General features: G+C 68.9%; 12 protein-coding genes and 1 riboswitch. Of the genes, 5 read left to right on the forward strand and 7 right to left on the reverse strand.

Annotated features, from left to right (window positions below):
• Positions 1 to 69 precede the first annotated feature (69 nt).
• Entirely contained in the window at positions 70 to 2,541 is a 2,472-nt protein-coding gene (locus ACKOB8_RS14960; RefSeq protein ID WP_526378620.1) for an arylsulfatase, read from the forward strand.
• An 11-nt stretch (positions 2,542 to 2,552) separates the two neighbouring features.
• On the opposite strand, the gene ACKOB8_RS14965 is transcribed toward ACKOB8_RS14960, so the two are convergent.
• Both ACKOB8_RS14965 and ACKOB8_RS14970 read right to left on the reverse strand, forming a co-directional pair.
• Positions 2,553 to 5,000, reverse strand: a complete 2,448-nt coding sequence (locus ACKOB8_RS14965) for an ATP-binding cassette domain-containing protein (protein ID WP_526378622.1) — start codon at positions 4,998 to 5,000, stop codon at positions 2,553 to 2,555.
• A gap of 10 nt (positions 5,001 to 5,010) precedes the next feature.
• Positions 5,011 to 6,213, reverse strand: a complete 1,203-nt coding sequence (locus tag ACKOB8_RS14970) for an NADH:flavin oxidoreductase (RefSeq protein WP_526378624.1) — start codon at positions 6,211 to 6,213, stop codon at positions 5,011 to 5,013.
• A 15-nt stretch (positions 6,214 to 6,228) separates the two neighbouring features.
• Here ACKOB8_RS14970 and ACKOB8_RS14975 point away from each other — a divergent pair, with 15 nt between their 5' ends.
• Together ACKOB8_RS14975 and ACKOB8_RS14980 are read left to right on the forward strand one after the other, a co-directional pair.
• Positions 6,229 to 7,074, forward strand: a complete 846-nt coding sequence (locus tag ACKOB8_RS14975; protein ID WP_526378626.1) for a bifunctional methylenetetrahydrofolate dehydrogenase/methenyltetrahydrofolate cyclohydrolase — start codon at positions 6,229 to 6,231, stop codon at positions 7,072 to 7,074.
• Positions 7,071 to 7,352: a DUF3017 domain-containing protein gene (locus tag ACKOB8_RS14980; RefSeq protein WP_526378628.1), complete on the forward strand. Its 282-nt coding sequence runs from the start codon at positions 7,071 to 7,073 to the stop codon at positions 7,350 to 7,352. The genes ACKOB8_RS14975 and ACKOB8_RS14980 overlap by 4 nt, the downstream gene beginning before the upstream one ends.
• 5 nt (positions 7,353 to 7,357) lie before the next feature.
• Here ACKOB8_RS14980 and ACKOB8_RS14985 read toward each other — a convergent pair whose 3' ends face one another.
• Genes ACKOB8_RS14985 through ACKOB8_RS14995 form a run of 3 tightly spaced genes read right to left on the reverse strand, consistent with a single transcriptional unit; the run spans position 7,358 to position 10,513 of the window.
• Positions 7,358 to 8,089, reverse strand: coding sequence for a class I SAM-dependent methyltransferase (locus ACKOB8_RS14985; protein WP_526378630.1), 732 nt, complete (start codon positions 8,087 to 8,089; stop codon positions 7,358 to 7,360).
• Entirely contained in the window at positions 8,082 to 9,185 is a 1,104-nt protein-coding gene (metX, locus tag ACKOB8_RS14990) for a homoserine O-acetyltransferase MetX (protein WP_526378632.1), read from the reverse strand. The genes ACKOB8_RS14985 and metX overlap by 8 nt, the downstream gene beginning before the upstream one ends.
• Complete coding sequence (locus ACKOB8_RS14995; protein ID WP_526378634.1) at positions 9,182 to 10,513, reverse strand: bifunctional o-acetylhomoserine/o-acetylserine sulfhydrylase; 1,332 nt, start codon at positions 10,511 to 10,513, stop codon at positions 9,182 to 9,184. Before ACKOB8_RS14995 ends, metX begins: the two co-directional genes overlap by 4 nt.
• A gap of 178 nt (positions 10,514 to 10,691) precedes the next feature.
• A riboswitch (SAM riboswitch) is annotated at positions 10,692 to 10,811 on the reverse strand.
• A 93-nt stretch (positions 10,812 to 10,904) separates the two neighbouring features.
• Here ACKOB8_RS14995 and ACKOB8_RS15000 point away from each other — a divergent pair.
• Entirely contained in the window at positions 10,905 to 12,116 is a 1,212-nt protein-coding gene (locus ACKOB8_RS15000; RefSeq protein WP_526378636.1) for an NADP-dependent isocitrate dehydrogenase, read from the forward strand.
• An 11-nt stretch (positions 12,117 to 12,127) separates the two neighbouring features.
• On the opposite strand, the gene ACKOB8_RS15005 is transcribed toward ACKOB8_RS15000, so the two are convergent.
• Complete coding sequence (locus ACKOB8_RS15005) at positions 12,128 to 17,092, reverse strand: Calx-beta domain-containing protein (RefSeq protein ID WP_526378638.1); 4,965 nt, start codon at positions 17,090 to 17,092, stop codon at positions 12,128 to 12,130.
• Positions 17,093 to 17,211: 119 nt separating this feature from the next.
• On the opposite strand from ACKOB8_RS15005, the gene ACKOB8_RS15010 reads away from it, so the two are divergent.
• Positions 17,212 to 17,814 carry a TetR/AcrR family transcriptional regulator gene (locus ACKOB8_RS15010; RefSeq protein WP_526378640.1) on the forward strand — a complete coding sequence of 201 codons (603 nt, stop codon included), beginning with the start codon at positions 17,212 to 17,214 and terminating at the stop codon, positions 17,812 to 17,814.
• A 9-nt stretch (positions 17,815 to 17,823) separates the two neighbouring features.
• Here the strand turns inward: ACKOB8_RS15010 and ACKOB8_RS15015 are convergent, their stop codons facing one another.
• Positions 17,824 to 18,867, reverse strand: a complete 1,044-nt coding sequence (locus tag ACKOB8_RS15015) for an esterase/lipase family protein (RefSeq protein WP_526378642.1) — start codon at positions 18,865 to 18,867, stop codon at positions 17,824 to 17,826.
• Positions 18,868 to 18,872 lie beyond the last annotated feature (5 nt).

Genomic DNA, 18,872 nt, shown 5'->3' on the forward strand with positions numbered 1-18,872 from the left:
ACAAGTCTGCCGCATTCCTTTTCGCCCGAAGCCAAGACAGTGCCAACTAAGGGGTCCACCCTGGTGAGAATGACCGAGCTGAACATTTCCCGGCGCCAGATGCTCGGCGGTCTGGCCGCCGGCGCGGGTGCGGTGGCCGCATCCAGCCTCGTCGCCGGCTGCGGCTCCAAGGAAGGCGCCGGGCCGGGCGGGGACGGCCCACCGGGCTACGGGACCGGGATCAACGAGGGCTTCGACGGCAAGATCGCCCTCGATGTGCGCGACTCGACGGCGGACTGGAAGCCCTTCGAGCTCACCCGCGCGCCCGAGGGCGCGCCCAACGTCCTGGTGGTGCTCTACGACGACACCGGCCTGGCGGCGTGGTCGCCCTACGGCGGCCGCATCGAGATGCCGGTCATGCAGCGGTTGGCCGACAACGGGGTGATGTACTCCCAGTGGCACACCACCGCCCTGTGCTCGCCGACGCGGTCCTGCATGCTGACCGGCCGCAACCACCACGTCAACCGCTTCGCCGCGATCACCGAGGGATCCAACGGGTTCCCGGGGGCGGCGGCACGGTTACCCGAACAGTGCGCCACCATCGGGCAGGTGCTGCAGGACAACGGGTACAGCACGTTCTGGGTGGGCAAGAACCACAACGTCCCCGAAGAGGACGTATCCAGCGGGGGCAGCAAGTCGGAGTGGCCGCTGCAGAAGGGCTTCGACCGCTACTACGGGTTCCTGGGCGGGGAAACCAACCAGTGGTACCCCGACCTGGTCGAGGACAACCGCTTCGTCGAACAGCCCTACCCGCCAGGGCAGGGCTACCACCTATCCAGAGACCTTGCCGATCAAGCGATCCGGATGCTGCGCGACCAGAAGTCGAGCAACCCCTCCAAGCCCTGGTATCTGTGGTTCTGCCCGGGCGCCAACCACGCCCCGCACCACGCACCGCAGGAGTACATCGACAAGTACAGGGGCAAGTTCGACGACGGCTACGAGGCATACCGGGAGTGGGTGCTGCCCCGGATGATCGAGAAGGGCGTGCTGCCCAAGGACACCAAGCTGACTCCGATCAACCCGCTACCCGACGACGTCGCCGTCGCCGCCGACGCCGTGCGACCGTGGAACTCGCTCAACGCCGAGGAGAAGAAACTGTTCACCCGGATGGCCGAGGTGTACGCGGGTTTCTCGGAGTACACCGACGCGCAGGTCGGCCGGATCGTCGACTACCTCGAACAGACCGGGCAGCTGGAGAATACGGTGATCTTCTACTGCGCGGACAACGGCGCGTCGGGGGAGGGTTCGCCGAACGGCTCGGTCAACGAGAACAAGTTCTTCAACGGCTACCCCGACGAGTTGTCGGAGAACATGAAATACCTCGACACCCTCGGCAGCCCCGACACCTACAACCACTATCCGACGGGCTGGGCGGTCGCCTTCTCCACCCCGTTCCAGATGTTCAAGCGCTATTCCCAATTCGCCGGCGGCACCTGCGACCCGATGGTGATCTCCTGGCCCAAGGGCATCAAGGCCAAGGGGGAGGTGCGCCAGCAGTACCACCACGCGATCGACGTCCCGCCGACCATCCTCGACGTCGCCGGTCTGCAGATGCCCGGCGAGTACCGGGGTATCAAGCAATACCCGCTCAACGGGGTGTCGATGCGCTACAGCTTCGACGACGCGGCGGCGCCCACGACCCGCAAGCGGCAGTACTACGCGATGCTGGGCACCCGGGGGATCTGGCAGGACGGCTGGAAGGCCGCCGCGCTGCACGCTCCGCTCAGCGGCAAGGGGAACTTCGACTCCGATCGCTGGGAGCTCTATCACGTCGATGAGGACCGCTCGGAGTCCACCAACGTCGCCGATCAGAACCCCGACAAGCTCCAGGAGCTGATCGCCGCCTGGTTCGAGGAGGCCAAGAACAACTTCGTGTTGCCGCTCGATGACCGCCCGGCGACCGAACAGCTGACGATCGAGCGGCCCCAGGCCGAACCGCCGCGGACCCGGTACCTCTATTACCCCGACACCGCTCCGGTGCCCGAGGGTGTCGCGGTCAGCGTGCGGGGCCGCTCCTACAAGATCATCGCCAACGTCGAACTCGATCAGAATCCCGAAGGCGTGATCTTCGCCCACGGATCCCGGTTCGGCGGTCACACCCTGTTCGTCAAGGACGGCAGGTTGCACTACGTCTACAACTTCCTCGGGATCAAGCCCGAGCAGGATTTCGTCTCCCAGCCGCTGACGCCCGGGAAACACTCGCTGGGAATGGAATTCACCCGGGACAAAGCCGGCCAGTACGGCGAGTCGATCGGGACGACGACGCTCTATGTCGACGGCAAGCCGGTGGCCACCGGGCCGATGCGCGCCCAGATCGGCAAGTTCACCCTCTCCGGCGACGGATTGTGCGTGGGCTACGACAGCGGTGACAACGTCTCCGAGCAGTACCAGAACCCGGGACGATTCACCGGCGGGACCATCCGGGGTGTGGCCGTGGACGTCAGCGAGCAGGCCTACATCGACCTGCAGCGCGACGCCGAGGCGGCGCTGGCCACCGACTAGAGACCTCGCCCCTACGCCCCGCGCAGCCGGATCCGCCAGCGCACCGCCAGCAGATAGCCCGCGCTGAGCCCGGCCAGCATCGCCATGTCGAACCACCACGCCGACGCGGTGTGCTCCCACCACCGGTCCTTCGGCGTGAGCGGCCCGGGCACCAGGGTGACCAGGTCCACCGTGGACGCCGAGGCGGCGAAGCCCCAGCGGGCCGGGGTCAGCCAGGACATCTGGTCGAGGACCAGCCGGTCGGTCACCGGAATCATCCCGCCGGAGAAGACCAGCTGGCTCATGATCGCCACCACCAGCAGCGGCATGATCTGCTCGCTCGTCTTGGCGATCGCCGAGAGCAGCAGCCCGAGGTTGGCCGAGGCGATACAGGTCGCTGCGATGGAGGCGAACAGCTCCAGCGCCGGATTGCCCAGCGCCACCGCTCCCTGGGTGGGAGATCCCTTGCCCCACAGCACGATTGCCGTCACGATCGCCGACTGGGCGATCGCGAAGACGGTGTACACGCACACCTTCGCCAGCAGATAGGCGGTCGTGGACAGCCCGACTGCCTGTTCGCGGCGGAAGATCGCGCGTTCGCCGATCAGATCGCGGATCGTCAGCGCGGTGCCCATGAAGATCGCCCCCACGTTGAGCAGCACCAGGATCTGCCCCGGCTCATTCGGTGCGGTCCCCATCGGGTCGGGTACGCCGAACCCGACGTCGCCGGGCACCGCCAGCGACAGCACGCCCATGATGAACGGCAGCACCGCCAGGAACACGAAGTAGCCGCGGTCGGAGACGATCAGGCGGGCCTGGCGGCGCACGATCGTGGAGAACTGCCGCCGCAGGCTGGTGTGCACCGGTTCACCCAGCTCCGAGGGCTCCTCGATCGGCGGCGGGGCGGGTTGCGGCCCGCTGAGCGCGACGTAGCGATCATTGGCGCCCTTCGGGTCCCCGGCGACGCCGGAGAAGATGTCGGCCCAGTTGGTGGTTCCCATCGCCGGGCCGATCCCGGCCGGCGGCCCGCAGAACGCGGTCTTGCCGCCCGGGGCCAGTAGCAGCACCTGGTCGCACACGTCGAGATAGGTCAGTGAGTGGGTGACCACCAGCACCACCCGGCCGGCGTCGGCGAGCTGGCGCAGCATCGTCATCACCTGCCGGTCCAGCGCGGGATCCAGACCCGAGGTGGGCTCGTCGAGGATCAGCAGCGACGGCCCGGTCAGCAGCTCCAGCGCCACCGACGCGCGTTTGCGCTGCCCGCCGGAGAGCCTGTCCACCCGGGTGTCGGCGTGCTGGGTCATCTCCAGCTCGGCCAGCACCTGGGCGACCACCTGGCGGCGGTCCTCGATGGTGGTGTCCGGCGGCAGCCGCAGTTCGGCGGCGTACATCAGCGCCTGGTTGACCGTCAGCTGGCCGTGCACCACGTCGTCCTGGGGCACCATCCCGATCCGGGACCGCAGCGAGGCGTACTCGGCGTGGATGTTGTGGCCCTCGAAGCTGACCGTGCCGGTGGTCGGATGGGTGTAGCCGCCGATCAGCCGCGCAAGCGTCGACTTGCCCGCCCCGGACGGGCCGATCACTGCGGTCAGCGTGCCGGGCCGCGCGGTGAGGGAGATGTTCTCCAGCAGGGTCTTGTTGTTCTCGATGGTCCACGTCACCGCGCGCACGTCCAGCCCGCCGGTCGCGACGACGGCCGCCTCGGGTCGCCGGGTGAGGGTGCCGCCGGTGAACACCAGATCGACGTTGCCGATGGTGACGACATCGCCCTCGTTCAACAGCGCACCGTCGACCCGCGACCCGTTGACGAACGTGCCGTTGATCGACCGGTTGTCCCTGATCTCGGTGCCGGCCGGGGTCGGGATCAGGGTGGCGTGGTGGCGCGAGGCCAGCACGTCGGGGATGACGATGTCGTTGTCGGTCGCGCGCCCGATGGTCAGCGACCCCGGCGGCGCCGGCGGCGCTGAGCCGGGCCGCAGGATCTTGAGCATCGACGTCGCCAGGTTGGAGGTGCCCTGACCGGACGCCGCGCGAACCGGCGCGGGACCCATCTTGGTGGGTGCGGCGTCGGCGGGCATCGGGCTCACCGCGGGCCGCCCAACGGATTGGGGCGCTGACACCGGCGGTGCGATCGGCGCCGTCGACATCTGCGGGGGCCGACCCGCCGACCCCTGGTAGCGACCGATCTGGAAACTCACCGCCGGTCCGTCGGGGTTGCCGAGGTTGACCACCGAACCGTCGGCGACGTCGACTTCGGGTACCCGCCGGCCGTGCACGAAGATCCCGTTGAGCGAGCCGTTGTCGACGCCGACCCAGCGCCCGGTGCCCGGGACGAAACGCAACACCAGGTGGGCCCGGGACACCAGCGGGTGGGCGATGCGCACGTCCGCCCGCAGGTCGCGTCCGATCACCACGTCGTTGCCGGGCGCGACCGTGCGCGGCGAACCGTCGAACTGCACGGTCAGCAGGGGTGCGCTCATCGGCGCTACTCTAACGTCCAGGAGCCCCGGTCAGGACGCAGCGCGTGCGCGAATAGATCGTCGGCATGCATTTGTTGCAATGCGTACACAGGGATTTGACGGAGCTCGCCGTGCCGGCTGCGGTGAGGCGGTTGATCAGATCCGGCTCGGCGAGCAGCGCCCGGCCCATCGCGACGAAGTCGAAGCCCGCGGCCATCGCCGCATCCATCGTCGTGCGGTCGGTGATGCCGCCCAGCAGGATCAGCGGCATACTCAGTTCGCTGCGGAAGCGTGCGGCGTCGCGCATCAGGAACGCGTCGGTGTAGGGATACTCGCGCAGGAACTTCGTCCCGGTCATCCGCAACCCCCAGCGCAGCGGGGGTTTGAAGGCCGCGGCGAACTCCTTGATCGGGGAATCCCCGCGGAACAGATACATCGGGTTGAGCAGCGAGCTACCCGCGGTCAGTTCCAGGGCGTCCAATCCGCCGTCGTCCTGCAACCAAAGCGCCGTCTGCAGCGCCTCCTCGACCGTGATGCCGCCGCGCACCCCGTCGGACATGTTCAGCTTGGCGGTCACCGCGATCGCCGGGCCGCCGCCGCGGTTCACCTCGGCGCGCACCGCGTTCACGATCGCGCGCGCGAACCGCGCGCGGTTGGCCAGCGATCCGCCGTAGGCGTCGGTGCGCCGGTTGATCAGCGGCGACAGAAAGGAACTCGCCAGATAGTTGTGGCCCAGGTGGATCTCGACGCAGTCGAAGCCTGCCTCGATCGCATAGCGCGCGGCGCGGGCGTGCGCGGCGGTCACCTCGGCGATGTCGGCCTCGCCGGCATGCCGCGCAAAGCGCATCGACAGCGGGTTGAAGAAGCGCACCGGAGCCAGCGCGGGCGCCCGGTTGGACCGGGAGTTGGCCACCGGGCCGGCGTGACCGATCTGCGCGCTGATCGCCGCGCCCTCGGCGTGCGCGGCGTCGGTCAGCCGCCGCAGGCCGTCCAGCGCCTCGTCGCGCATCCACAGCCCGGTCCCGTCGGTGCGTCCGCCGCGGCTGACCGCGCAGTAGGCGACCGTGGTCATTCCCACCCCGCCGGCCGCCATCTCCCGGTGGAAGGCGATCAGGTCGTCGGTGACCAGCGCCTGCGGCGTGCGGGCCTCGAAGGTCGCCGCCTTGATGACCCGGTTGCGCAAGGTGAGCGGGCCGAGCTTGGCCGGGCTGAGCACGTCGGGGACGGCGTCCATATGCAGAATGTAGCCGTGCCCGCACTCAGCCTGGACGGCAAGCTCACCCGTGACGAGATCCTGGCCGACCTGGCGGGCCGGGTCACCGCCCTGACCGCCCGGGACGCCACTCCCGGCCTGGGCACCGTCCTGGTCGGCGACGACCCCGGCTCGCACGCCTACGTCAAGGGCAAGCACTCCGACTGCGCCAAGGTCGGCATCACCTCGATCCGCCGCGACCTGCCCGCCGACATCAGCCAGTCCCAGCTCGACGACACCATCGACGAGCTCAACGAGAACCCGGACTGCACCGGCTATATCGTGCAGCTGCCGCTGCCGCGCCACCTCAACGAGAACGCCGCGCTGGAGCGCATCGATCCGGCCAAGGACGCCGACGGGCTGCACCCGACGAACCTGGGCAAGCTGGTGCTCAACGAACCCGCGCCGCTGCCGTGCACCCCGCGCGGCATTGTGGCACTGCTGCGCCGCTTCGATGTGGCGCTCGACGGCGCCCACGTGGTGATCATCGGCCGGGGTGTCACGGTGGGCCGCCCGCTGGGCCTGCTGCTGACCCGGCGCAGCGAGAACGCGACGGTCACGTTGTGCCACACCGGAACCCGTGACCTTTCCGTGCTGACCCGTCAGGCCGACATCATCGTCGCCGCCGTCGGGGTGCCGCACATGCTGACCGCCGACATGGTGCGTCCGGGGGCGGCGGTCGTCGATGTCGGTGTCAGCCGGGTGGACGGCAAGCTCACCGGCGACGTGGCCCCCGACGTGTGGGAGGTGGCCGGCCACGTCTCGCCCAACCCGGGCGGGGTCGGTCCGCTGACCCGTGCGTTCCTGCTGACCAACGTGGTGGAACTCGCGGAATCCCGATGACGGTCCGGGAGAGGGTGCGGGCCCAGTGGCCGATCCTGACGGTGGTGGCCATCTTCGCGATCGCCCTGGTGCTCGTCGCGGCGGGGTTCTGGCGCCGCGGTGCGCTGCTGATCGGGATCGGGGTCGGGGTGGCCGCCGGGCTGCGGCTGCTGCTGCCCGAGGACCGCGCCGGGCTGCTCGCGGTGCGTTCCCGCGGGATCGACGTCGCGACCATGGCGACCGTCTGTGCCGCGGTGGTCTACATCGCCTGGACCATCGACCCGCTGGGCACCAGCTGATCGCGTCAGCCCAGCGTGGCGCGCACGCAGACGGTGATGTAGGGCAGCGCCAGGCCGTCGCTGCCGGCCAGTGCGGGGTGGGTGGCCAGCAACTCGCGCACCTGCTCGAGGGTGCGGGTGCGCACCTCCGCCGGTGAGGTGATGCAGTAGCTGCGCGAGGCGACGTAGTCGATCAGCGCCTGCGGCGTGATGTAGTTGGTCCACTCCACCCGGTGGGTCCGCACCTCGGTGAACGGCTCGGGCAACTCGACGGTCGTGGTAGCCCAGTCGTGCTCCAGCCCGACGATCTCGCCGAACTCCCGGACCCAGCCGAGCCGTTCGTCGCGGACATTCCACAGCAGACCCAGTCGCCCGCCCGGGCGCAGCACGCGGGCCACCTCGGCCGCCGCCCGCTGCGGGTCGAACCAGTGCCAGGCCTGCGCCACCAGCACGGCGTCAACGGTGTTGTCGGGCAGCGGAATCTGTTCGGCGGAGCCGAGCAGCGCGGGCGTCTCGGGCAGCGCCGAGCGCAGCACCTCCAGCATCTCGGCGATCGGGTCGACCGCCGTCACGGTCAGTCCGCGTTCCACCAGGCGGGTGGTCAACTTGCCGGTGCCGGCCCCCAGATCGAGGACGTCGCGCGCGTCAGCGGGCAGCAGCCAGTCGACCGCCTCGGGCGGGTAGGACGGGCGGCCCCGTTCGTAGGCCGCGGCCTGGGAGCCGAACGACAGCGATCGGACGTGCCGGCCGTCAGTCAACGGCGAGGTCCAGTGTCTGGCGGATCAACCGCCCCACCGATTCGATCTCGATCAGGAATCCGTCGTGTCCGTAGATCGACTCCACCACCTGCAGTCCGGTGCACCCCGGCAGCAGCTCGGCCAGCTCCTCCTGCAGGCGCAGCGGGTAGAGCCGGTCGGAGGTGATGCCGCCGACCACCACCGGCACCGGGCAGGACCGCAGTGCGGCCGCGATCCCGCCGCGTCCGCGCCCGACGTCGTGGTTGGACAGCGTCTCGGTCAGCGCGACGTAGCTGCCGGCGTCGAAGCGCTGGGTCAGCTTCGCCCCCTGGTACTCGAGGTAGCTCTGCACCGCGTAGCGGCCGCCGCCCAGCGGATCCTCCCGGTCCGCCCCGCTGCCCTGCGGGTCGTTGCCGAACCGGGTGTCCAGTTCGACCTCGCCGCGATAGGTCAGGTGCGCGAACCGCCGCGCCAGCGCGAGGCCGGTATCGGGGGAGCGGCCGGTGCCGTAGTAGTCCCCGCCCTGCCAGTCCGGGTCGGCGGTGATGGCCGCGATCTGATTGCTCTGGGTGCCGATCTGGTCGGCGGTCGCCCGGGCGCCGACGGCGAGTACCAGTGCCGCGCGCACCCGGTCGGGGTAGCCGACCATCCACTCCAGGGCCCGTGCGCCGCCCATCGAGCCGCCGACCACGGCGGCGACCTCGGTGATGCCCAGGGCCGCCAGCGCGGCGACGTCGGCGTTGACCTGATCGCGCACGGTGATCAGCGGGAAGCGTGAGCCCCAGGGTTTGCCGTCGCGGGCCAGCGAGCTCGGCCCGGTCGAGCCGCGGCAGCCGCCCAGCACGTTGGTGGCGACCGCGCACCAGCGGTCGGTGTCGATCGGGGCACCCGGGCCGGCGATGCCGTCCCACCAGCCGGGGATGCGGGAGTCGCCGGTCAGCGCGTGCAGCACGACCACGACGTTGTCGCGGGCCGGGGACAGTTCGCCCCAGCGCTGGACGGCGATCGAGACATCGTCGAGGACCGCGCCGTTCTCCAGCGTCAGCGGGCCGATGTCGACCACGCCGATCTCACCCTCGGCGGGCAGGGTGTCGGTCGGTTCGTAGGACAGCGTCATGCCCGGCTCCTCGCAGCGACGCCGGCCACCGATCTCGTGGCGGCGAACCCGAGCTCGAGGTCGGCCAGGATGTCGTCGATGCCCTCAAGTCCGACCGCCAGTCGCACCAGCCCGGGGGTGACGCCCGAGGCCAGTTGCTCGTCGGCGGAGAGCTGCTGGTGGGTGGTCGAGGCCGGGTGGATGACCAGGGAGCGCACGTCGCCGATGTTGGCGACGTGACTGTGCAGTCGCAGCGCGTCGACGAAGGCCTTGCCCGCCTCGACCCCGCCGGCCAGCTCGAACGCCAGCACCGCGCCGACACCGCGGGGGGCCAGCCGCTGGGCCCGCTCGTACCACGGCGAGTCGGGCAGCCCGGCGTAGTTGACCGCGGTGACGTCGGGACGGGCGGCCAGGAACTCGGCGACCGCCTGCGCGTTCTGCACGTGTCGCTCCATGCGCAGGCTCAGCGTTTCCAGGCCCTGGGCGACGAGGAAGGCGTTGAACGGCGCGGCGGCCGAACCCAGGTCGCGCAGCAGTTGCACGCGGGCCTTGAGCGCGTAGGCGGGCGGGCCGAGTTCGGCGAAGACCACGCCGTGATAGCTGGGGTCGGGCACGGTGAAGCCGGGGAACCGGCCCGAGGCCGCCCAGTCGAAGTTGCCGCTGTCGACGATCACCCCGGCGATCGCGGTGCCGTGTCCGCCGAGGTACTTGGTCGCCGAGTGCACGACGATGTCCGCGCCCTGGGTGATCGGCTGGATCAGGTACGGCGTCGCGATGGTGTTGTCGACGATGAGCGGCACCCCGTGGTCGTGCGCCACCGCCGATACCCCCGGGGTGTCCAGGAGGTCGATCTTCGGGTTGGAGATGGTCTCACCGTAGAAGGCTTTGGTGTTCGGGCGCACCGCCGCGCGCCACGAGTCCAGATCATCGGGATCCTCGACGAAGGTGGTCGCCACGCCCAGCTTGGGCAGCGTGTAGTGGAACAGGTTGTAGGTGCCGCCGTAGAGCCGCGGGCTGGACACGATGTGATCGCCGGCCTCGGCGATGTTGAGGATCGCGAAGGTCTCCGCCGCCTGGCCGGAGGCGAGGAACAGCGCGGCCACCCCGCCCTCCAGGGCGGCGATGCGCTGCTCGACCACGTCGGTGGTCGGGTTCATGATCCGGGTGTAGATGTTGCCCGGCTCGGCCAGCCCGAACAGTGCGGCGGCGTGGTCGGTGCTGTCGAAGAGGTAGGACGTGGTCTGGTAGATCGGCAGCGCGCGGGCGTGGGTGGCCGGGTCGGCCTGCTGTCCTGCGTGGATCTGCTTGGTCTCGAACGACCAGCGATCGGTGTCGGTGGGGTCGGTCATACCGGTGGGCTCCTCGTGGGGCGGGGACGTCGGGACTGCTGCGCGTCGGGCACGGCTCATCGCCACGCGTGGCGAACTGCGGCGCCGGCGCGCTCAGCGACAGTGACGTGGGGCAGAAAGCCTGCAGTAGGTGCCGTGCATAAGGTTTCCCTGTCTGCTCTGGGGGCCCGTGCTGGCGGACCCGCGCTTGCCGTGCAGCCTCCGTAGGCTGCTCAACCTGGTCATCACCCGGGGCACCCCACCGCGGTTGGAGGGTTGCCGGCCAGCAAGCCGGGGCTTGACGCTGGCGCTCATGACCGGTTCTGAGCCTAGCGCACGGCACCGGTCCCCCGCCAGTAATGTGGGCCGGGCGGGTGCTCGCCCGCCCGGCGGAGGAGGATGGGCGTCGCTGATGAAGATCAAGGTCAAGGGCACCGTCGTCGAGCTCGACGGCGACGAGATGACGCGGATCATCTGGAAGCTGATCAAGGAGTCCCTGATCCTGCCCCACCTCGACATCAACCTCGAGTACTACGACCTGGGCATTGAGAACCGCGACGCCACCGACGACCAGGTGACCATCGACTCCGCCCACGCCATCCTCAAGCACGGCGTGGGCGTCAAATGCGCGACCATCACCCCCGACGAGGCCCGGGTCAAGGAGTTCAACCTCAAGAAGATGTGGCTGTCGCCCAACGGCACGATCCGCAACATCCTCGGCGGCACGATCTTCCGCGCCCCCATCGTGATCTCGAACGTTCCGCGGCTGGTGCCCGGCTGGACCAAGCCGATCGTCATCGGCCGGCACGCCTTCGGCGACCAGTACCGCGCCACCAACTTCAAGGTCGACCGCCCCGGCACGGTCACCCTGACCTTCACCCCGGAGGACGGCAGCGAGCCGATCGTGCACGAGGTGGTGCGCATCCCGGAGGACGGCGGGGTGGTCATGGGGATGTACAACTTCAAGAAGTCGATCCAGGATTTCGCCCACTCCACCTTTTCCTACGCCCTGCAGCAGAACTACCCGGTGTACCTGTCGACGAAGAACACCATCCTCAAGGCCTACGACGGCATGTTCAAAGACGAGTTCCAGCGCATCTTCGACGAGGAGTACAAGGAGCAGTTCGACGCGCGCGGCCTGACCTACGAGCACCGGCTCATCGACGACATGGTGGCGTCCTGTCTGAAGTGGGAGGGCGGCTATGTGTGGGCGTGCAAGAACTACGACGGTGACGTCGAATCCGACATCGTCGCGCAGGGCTACGGCTCGCTGGGCCTGATGCCCTCGGTGCTGATGACCCCGGACGGCAAGACCGTCGAGGCCGAGGCCGCGCACGGCACGGTCACCCGGCACTACCGGCAGCACCAGCAGGGCAGGCCGACCTCCACCAACCCGATCGCGTCGATCTTCGCCTGGACCCGCGGGCTGGAGCACCGCGGCAAGCTCGACGGGACCCCCGAGGTGATCGAGTTCGCCGAGACCCTCGAGGAGGTCGTCATCGCCACCGTCGAGGGCGGTCAGATGACCAAGGACCTCGCACTGCTGATCAGCCCGTCCCAGCCCTGGCAGACCAGCGAGCAGTTCCTGGCGACTCTGGCCGACAACCTCAAGAAAGCGCTCTGACCCCGGTTCGACTAGATGACCGCCGCGGCCCTGGGCTGATTGAGGGTCGTCAGATTGGAGCCGCGCGGGTCACCGAGGCTGACCATGCTCTGGTAGTACTCGATCACCCGCTGGTTGGAGACGGTCAGTGCCGGCCACTGGGGGTAGTCCCAGGTGTCGTTCATGAACGGCTGTTTCTGGTCGTGGCTGAGCACGGTCAGGTGATTGACGTCGTGGGAGGTGGCGGCCCCTTCGATCACCAGCCGGCCGTTCGCGCGATCGTGCATCCAGCCGCCGTAGTGCGGTTCCATCTTCAAGGTGTTGACGAAGGCGGTCACGTAGCCGTTGTCGGTCAGGTACTTGGCGTAGCCGGCATGGCCGTATGTTGCGACCATCGTCATCACGTCGGCGGTCGACCCCAGCCGGGCCGTCCGTTCAATGTCGGCGATGAGTTGGGGGTTGTACTTGGCGTCGGCGATCCAGCCGACCTTGGCGCCCTGCATCGCGTAGAACAGCCCGACGCCTTGGACATCGTTGCCCCATGCCTCGGGGTTGTTCGTCAGGCTGTTGGCGAAGGCCCACGTGCCGACCTTGTCGATGGTTGTAGGGGCGAGCCCGGCGAAGCCGCGCAGATTGTTGTAGGCGACCAGGGCCTCGGTGGTGATGGCGGTGCGTCCGCCCGCCAGGGCGTCCATGCCCGTGTGGCTGCTGCCATGGAACATGCCGAACGACATGATGTCGGTGTAGGAACCCGTACCAGTCGGTGTCGGCGTCGTGGTGGTGCCGCCTGTCGTGGTGGTGCCGCCGGTCGTGGTGGTGCCGCCCGTGGTGGTGCCGCCCGTGGTGGTGCTCGTCGCGGTGGTGATCGTCCCCAGCCCCGACCCGTCGATCACGGTCGCCCCGACCGGGTTCGACAGGGTGACCGTGAACGTCTCGTCCGCCTCGGCCACGGTGTCGGCCAGGACCGGGACCGCGACCGTCTTCCGGGTCTCGCCCGGCGCGAACGTCACCGTGCCCGACGTGGCCACAAAATCGCTGCCGGCCGTCGCGCTCCCGTTGGCGGTCGTGTAGCGCACCGTGACCGTCTGGGTGGACGGCGCGGCCAGGGTGAGGGTGAACACCGCCAGCGCGCTGCCGCCGGTCCCGAACTGGATCGGCTTGAGGTAGGACAGCTTGGTCTGGTTGACCGTGTTCCAGTCGTCGGCCAGGATGCCGCCGGTGTCCCCGGAGTTGGGATTCCATGACCAGAAGGCCCAGCTGATGTCCTCGGTACCGGCCGGGATGTCGATGGTGCCGTTGTTGTCGAAGTCCCCGGAGATGTAGGACGTGATGGCCTCGAACCAGACCGGATCCTTCGGATCCTGCAGTTTGGTCCCGAACTCGCCGACATAGATCGGGGCGATGTTGTTCTCGTAGATGTAGCCCCACATCTGGCGGAACTTCGCCGGCAGGCCGGCGCCGAAGTCGGCGGTCTGGAACCACGGCTGCGGGAAGACCGAATTGGGGTAGTCGTGCGGGGAGTAGACGACCCGGTTGGGCACACTCAGCACGATCGGGCGGTCCTTGACACCCATCAGGTTGCCGCCCCACCAGTAGTTCTGGCCCTGGTAGGTACCGATACCCTCGACGAGCACCAGCAGATTCGGGTTGACCGCGAGGACCGCGTTGCCCGCCCGCTCGGCCGCACGCGCCCAGTCGGTGGCCCCGCCGCCGCCCCAGGTGCCGTTGTAGGGCTCGTTGTGCAGGTCGACGCCGATCACCGTCGGGTTGTTCTTGTAGCGTGCCGCCAGCGTCTGCCAGTCGGCGACCCAGGCGTTCTCAGTGTATTGGCTGTTGTACCACAGACCGTTCTCCGAGGTGCCCGCACCCGCGCTGCTGCGATGGTGGTCGAGGATGATCCGGATACCCTTCTGTCCGGCATAGTCGACGATTTTGTCCATCACCTGCAGGCCTGAAAGTCCCTGCAGATCAGGGTTTTTCGAGAAGTCGATCCCGTTGGCGGCGGCAGTTGTCCGCACCAGTTCGCTGGAGAAGGGCAGTCGAATCGTGTTGAACCCGTTGGCCGACATCTGGTCGATCATGTCCTTGTAGCTGCGGGTCCACAGACCATGCGGAGCGAACGTGGTCGACTCCATGCCGAACCAGTTCACCCCGGACAGTTGCACGGGCTTGCCCTGCGAGTCGAGGATCTGGTTGCCCGAGGTGCGCAGGAAGCCGGGGGCGATACCGCCGGCTCCGGGTTCGCTCACCACCGCGTCGGAGATGCTCAGACCCGGGGTGAGGGTGCCCGTGTCGTCGTCGAGGATGGACCCGATCGCCGACCCGTCGGCGATGGTCAGGCCCTGCGGATTCGACAGCGTCACGGTGAACGTCTCGTTGGACTCCTTGACCGTGTCGCCGATGATGCCGACGTGGACCATCTGCGAGGTCACGCCCGGGGCGAAGGTGATCGTGCCCGAGGAGGCCTCGTAGTCGACCCCGGCCCGTGCGGTGCCGTCGGAGGTCGAGTAACCCACCGTGACGGTGGTGGTCGGTGCCTTGTCCAGCGCGACGTTGAACATGAAGTGCGCGTGCTCGCCGTTGCCCTCGATGACGGCGAGGTCGGCGATCGACACCGCCGGCGGGGTCGCCGGAGCCGAGTCGACATCGTCGTTGACGATGGTGCCCACCCCGAGGCCGTCGGCGATGGTCGCCTTCACCGGATTGGACAGGTTCAGGGTGAACTGCTCGTTGAGTTCGACCAGGCGGTCACCGGTGACGGCGACGTTGACGATCGCACTGGTCTGGCCCGGAGCGAAGGTCAGCGTTCCCACCGCCGGCGTGTAGTCGCCCCCGGCCGCCGTCGCGGTGCCGTTGGCGGTGGTGTACCCGACGGTCACCGTCTCGGTGGAGGCTCGGGAGAGCCGGACGGCGAACGCCGCCTGCGTCGTTCCCGAGTTGCCCTCGGTGACCGTGGCGTCGGCGACGGTCAGGCTGGGCAGCGTGGTGGACGGCTGGGAGGCGGTGAAGATCAGGTTCTGCCACTTGCTCCGGGTGCCGCTGTCGAGGGCGACGATGTTCGACGTCGTCAGCGCCGACAGCCCCACCCCGTTGAGGGTGTAGGTCTGGTTGTTGTTGGTGATGGCGATCCGGGTCGAGCCGGCCTGCTCGGTGACGTCGAACTCGGTGGGTTTGAACCAGCCGAAGTCGAGTTTGTCCTTGGCCGGGTCGAAGTTCAGCGCCGTATTGGTCCCGTAGCGCCAGGCGATCACGGTGGTGGTGCCGGCGGTGCCGGCCGGGGGTGCGCCCGTGCCCGCAGACGTGGGCCACACGGTGGTGCCGGCCACCGGCACACCCTGGGGCTTGATCTGGGCGTCGGGGATGGCTCCCAGACCGAGCTGGGTGTGCACCCTGTCCTCGCGAACCTGCGCGAAGTGGAACACGAAGTTCTTGGTGGTCAGCTGCGACTTGGTGACACCGCGCAGGATCAGGGCCTGACCGGTGCTGGAGTTCGAGATGATCACGCCGTCGGGGCTGTCGACCAGGTAGACCTGTTCGCGGGTGCCGAAATAGCGGAAGTCCACCACGTCGGTGGTCGGGTTGAAGGCCACCCGGTCGACCTGCCCGACCTCGTGGGAGCGGGCGTAGACGGTGTTCGGTGCCGGGGTCACGCCACGTTCCCAGGCCAGCGCCCCCGAAAGGTCCTGGCGCAGATGGTCGTTGATGATCGGGGTGAAGTTGTCGATCGTCAGCTGGCCCAGCGACACGCCCTGCACGATCGCGGTCTCTCCGGTCCACGGGCTGCGGAAGCCCACACCTTCGGGGGTGTCGACAACGATGAAGTTGTGCACCGAGACGTCACCGAAGTCGAGTTTGTCGCGGGCCGGGTTGAAGCCGACGATGTTCGGGCCGGGTGCGGTGACCTTGTAGACAACGCCTGCCGCCGTGGCGGTGTCATCGTTGGTGATCGTCCCGGTGGCGGTCGCCTTGGTCAGGATCGCGCCGGAGGGGCTCGACAGGGTCACGGTGAGGGTCTCGTTGGATTCGACGGTGGTGTCACCGCGCACACCGACGGTGATGTTCTGCGTCGTCACTCCGGGCGCGAAGGTCAGGGTGCCCGACGTTGAGGTGTAGTCAGAGCTCGACGCGGCGGTGGCGTCGGACGTGGCGTACCGCACCGAGACCGGTGTCGCCGACGCCCGCGACAGGGTGACCGCGAACACCAGTGAACTGGTGCCGCTGTTGCCCTCGTTCACCGTCGCATCGGCGATGGATATCGCCGGCAGGGTCTGGCTCGGGTTCGAGGCCGGCGTGCCGTTGACGGTGAAACCGGTCGGTAGGGATGCGACGGCGCCGGGGGTGGCCTGGTAGCCGAAGGAGGTGGCCTGTCCGCTGGCGACCTGGCCGTTCCAGGCGGCGTTGCGGATCACGTAGTGGTAGGTCTGGTTGCCGGCCGCGTTCACGGTCTGATTGGCGACCCGGCTGACCACGGTCGCGTTCCAGATGTTGGTGATCTGGGCGGGGGTGTCGAACTCGACCGTCCAGCCGTTGAGGGCGGCCTGGCCGGCCGTGACGCTCACGCTGGCGACGTGACCCGCGCCCCAGTCGTCGGTGACCCGGTAGTCGACGCGGGCATTAGCCGCGGTGCTGGTGGCCGCCGCCGGGGTGACGGCCGGGCCCTGCTGGGCGCTCCCGGATCGCCGCGCCACCGCGAGGGCGGCCCAGCCCACCGGGGACTGCGTCGGTGCGCCCCGGTCCGGGGCGGCCCCGTTCGGTACGGGCGCCTCGCTGACGGATTCCGGCGCGGGCTTGGCCTGCCGGGACCGCGTCGCGGTCGCCTTGGTCGGCTTCGGGCTGGTGGCCCCGCCGGCCTGATTGGCCCCGCCGGTCTGATCGGCCCCGCCGGCACTGTCTGTCGCATCGGCGTGGCCGATGCCGGCGCCGGCCGCCACGGCCAGGCCCAATCCGAGGGCGACCGCCGCCGCCCCGCGCGCTGCTCCGCGAGCAATGGAATCCATGAGATCCCCCTGAGATTCTCTTCTTTTTGGAACGCGCGTTACCAGAATTATCACAGGTTTGCATCGTTGGCTACACCCGTATCCAAAAATTCACCGAATCATCCCGGTACGCTGCCCGTATGTCCCACCCGTCCCGTTGGGCCGGACTGTCCCCCGCCGAAAGGCGCGCCGGGCGCCGCAAACTGCTGGTCAAGGCCGCTTTCGAGTTGCTCGGCACCGAGGGTGAGTCGGCCGTCACGGTCCGGTCGGTCTGCCGGGGCGCCAAGCTCAACAACCGCTACTTCTACGAGAACTTCACCGATGTCAACGAAGTGCTCGGCGTCGTCTACGACGAGGTCTCCGCCGACCTGATCGACGCGCTGAACAAGGCCATGGCCGACCAGCCCGACGACCGGGCCCGGCTGCGGGCCGGGATCCGGGCCGCCCTGGACTTCAGTTCGGCCGATCCCCGCCGGGGCCGGGTGCTGTTCACCGAGGGCCGCACCAACCCGGTGCTCGTCGCCCGCCGGGCGGCAAGCCAGCAGCAACTGCTCGAATCGGTGCTGCCCGAATCGGCTCCCGAGTCCCGGTCGGCCCGGTTGGCTCAGCGGGTCGGTGCCTCCATGTACGCGGGGGCGATGGCCGAACTCGCCCGGCAGTGGCTGTCCGGCGCGCTGGGCACCGATCTCGACGCGGTCGTCGACACTGTGATCCGACTGCTGGCGCCCACCCAACGCCGCTAGGGACGGCTTTCAGGACGCCGGGCAGCCCTCGCGGTTGGCACCGCTCAGCGCCGTGGGCGCATCCTCGAGGGCTTGGCGGATCACCTCGAACGCCGCCGGATCCCAGGTGAGGGCCGTGCTCCACTGCAGTCCGGCCGCATTGGAGATCACGATGCTGTGGGTGTCGTCGAAGGTGTGGCAGCGCCGGTGCGGCAGCACCGGATCACCGACGTCCTTGGCCAGCGCGCTGTCCAGTGCGACGATCCCGTCGTTGGGCCACACCGCCGGATCGGCCGGTCCCTGCACGGTGAACTTCTTGCCGCCGAGCAGCACCACCGGGATCTGGTCGAGCACGCCGGACTGGAACTCGTTCCACCCGCTCTTGCCCATCAGGAAGGCCGTGTTGACTTCCCGGCCCGATCCCGACATCGTCTGTGTGACACGAGCTTTGATCTCGGTCATGCGGGCTTCGCAGAACGCGTCGCCCTGGCACTTCGACATCGGGATGAGATCGTTGGCGTAGTCCGAGAGGTACGTGCCCTGCCAGGGCGTGCCGACGGTCGTCAGTGAGCGAACCTTCACCGGGCTGCTGGTGGTCGCCATCACCCGGATCGCCGCCCGCGAGTACAGACCGCCCATCGAGTGGGCGACGAAGTCCACCTCGTTGACGCCCTTCTCGCTGTGCAGCCAGCCGACGAACCGGGCCAGGTGCTCGCCGGCGGTGTCGATACTGCCGGTGGAGTTGACGGTCATATTCTCCGGCAGCGTCACCGGGCACACCCCGAACGCCCCGAAGCCGGTCTGGTCGACGACCTGTCCGCGGCCGGCCATGGCCGGCGCGGTGTACACCGGGTAGCTCTTGCCCAGCAGGTACTCGCGGATCGCGGTAAGGCTGTCCCCGGCCGCCAGGCCGGTGGCGCAGGCCTGGTCCGGGCTGGTGAACGGGGTGGTCGCGTCGCCCCCGGAGACCACCACCACGGCCTGGGCGGGGGAGCGCTTCTGCGGCCCGTCGGACCGCGAGCAGCCCGTCACCACGGCCAGGATCACTGTCATCAGGGCGAGCAATCTGCGCATGACAG

Source organism: Mycobacterium sp. (assembly GCF_046091765.1).
Classification (GTDB): domain Bacteria; phylum Actinomycetota; class Actinomycetes; order Mycobacteriales; family Mycobacteriaceae; genus Mycobacterium.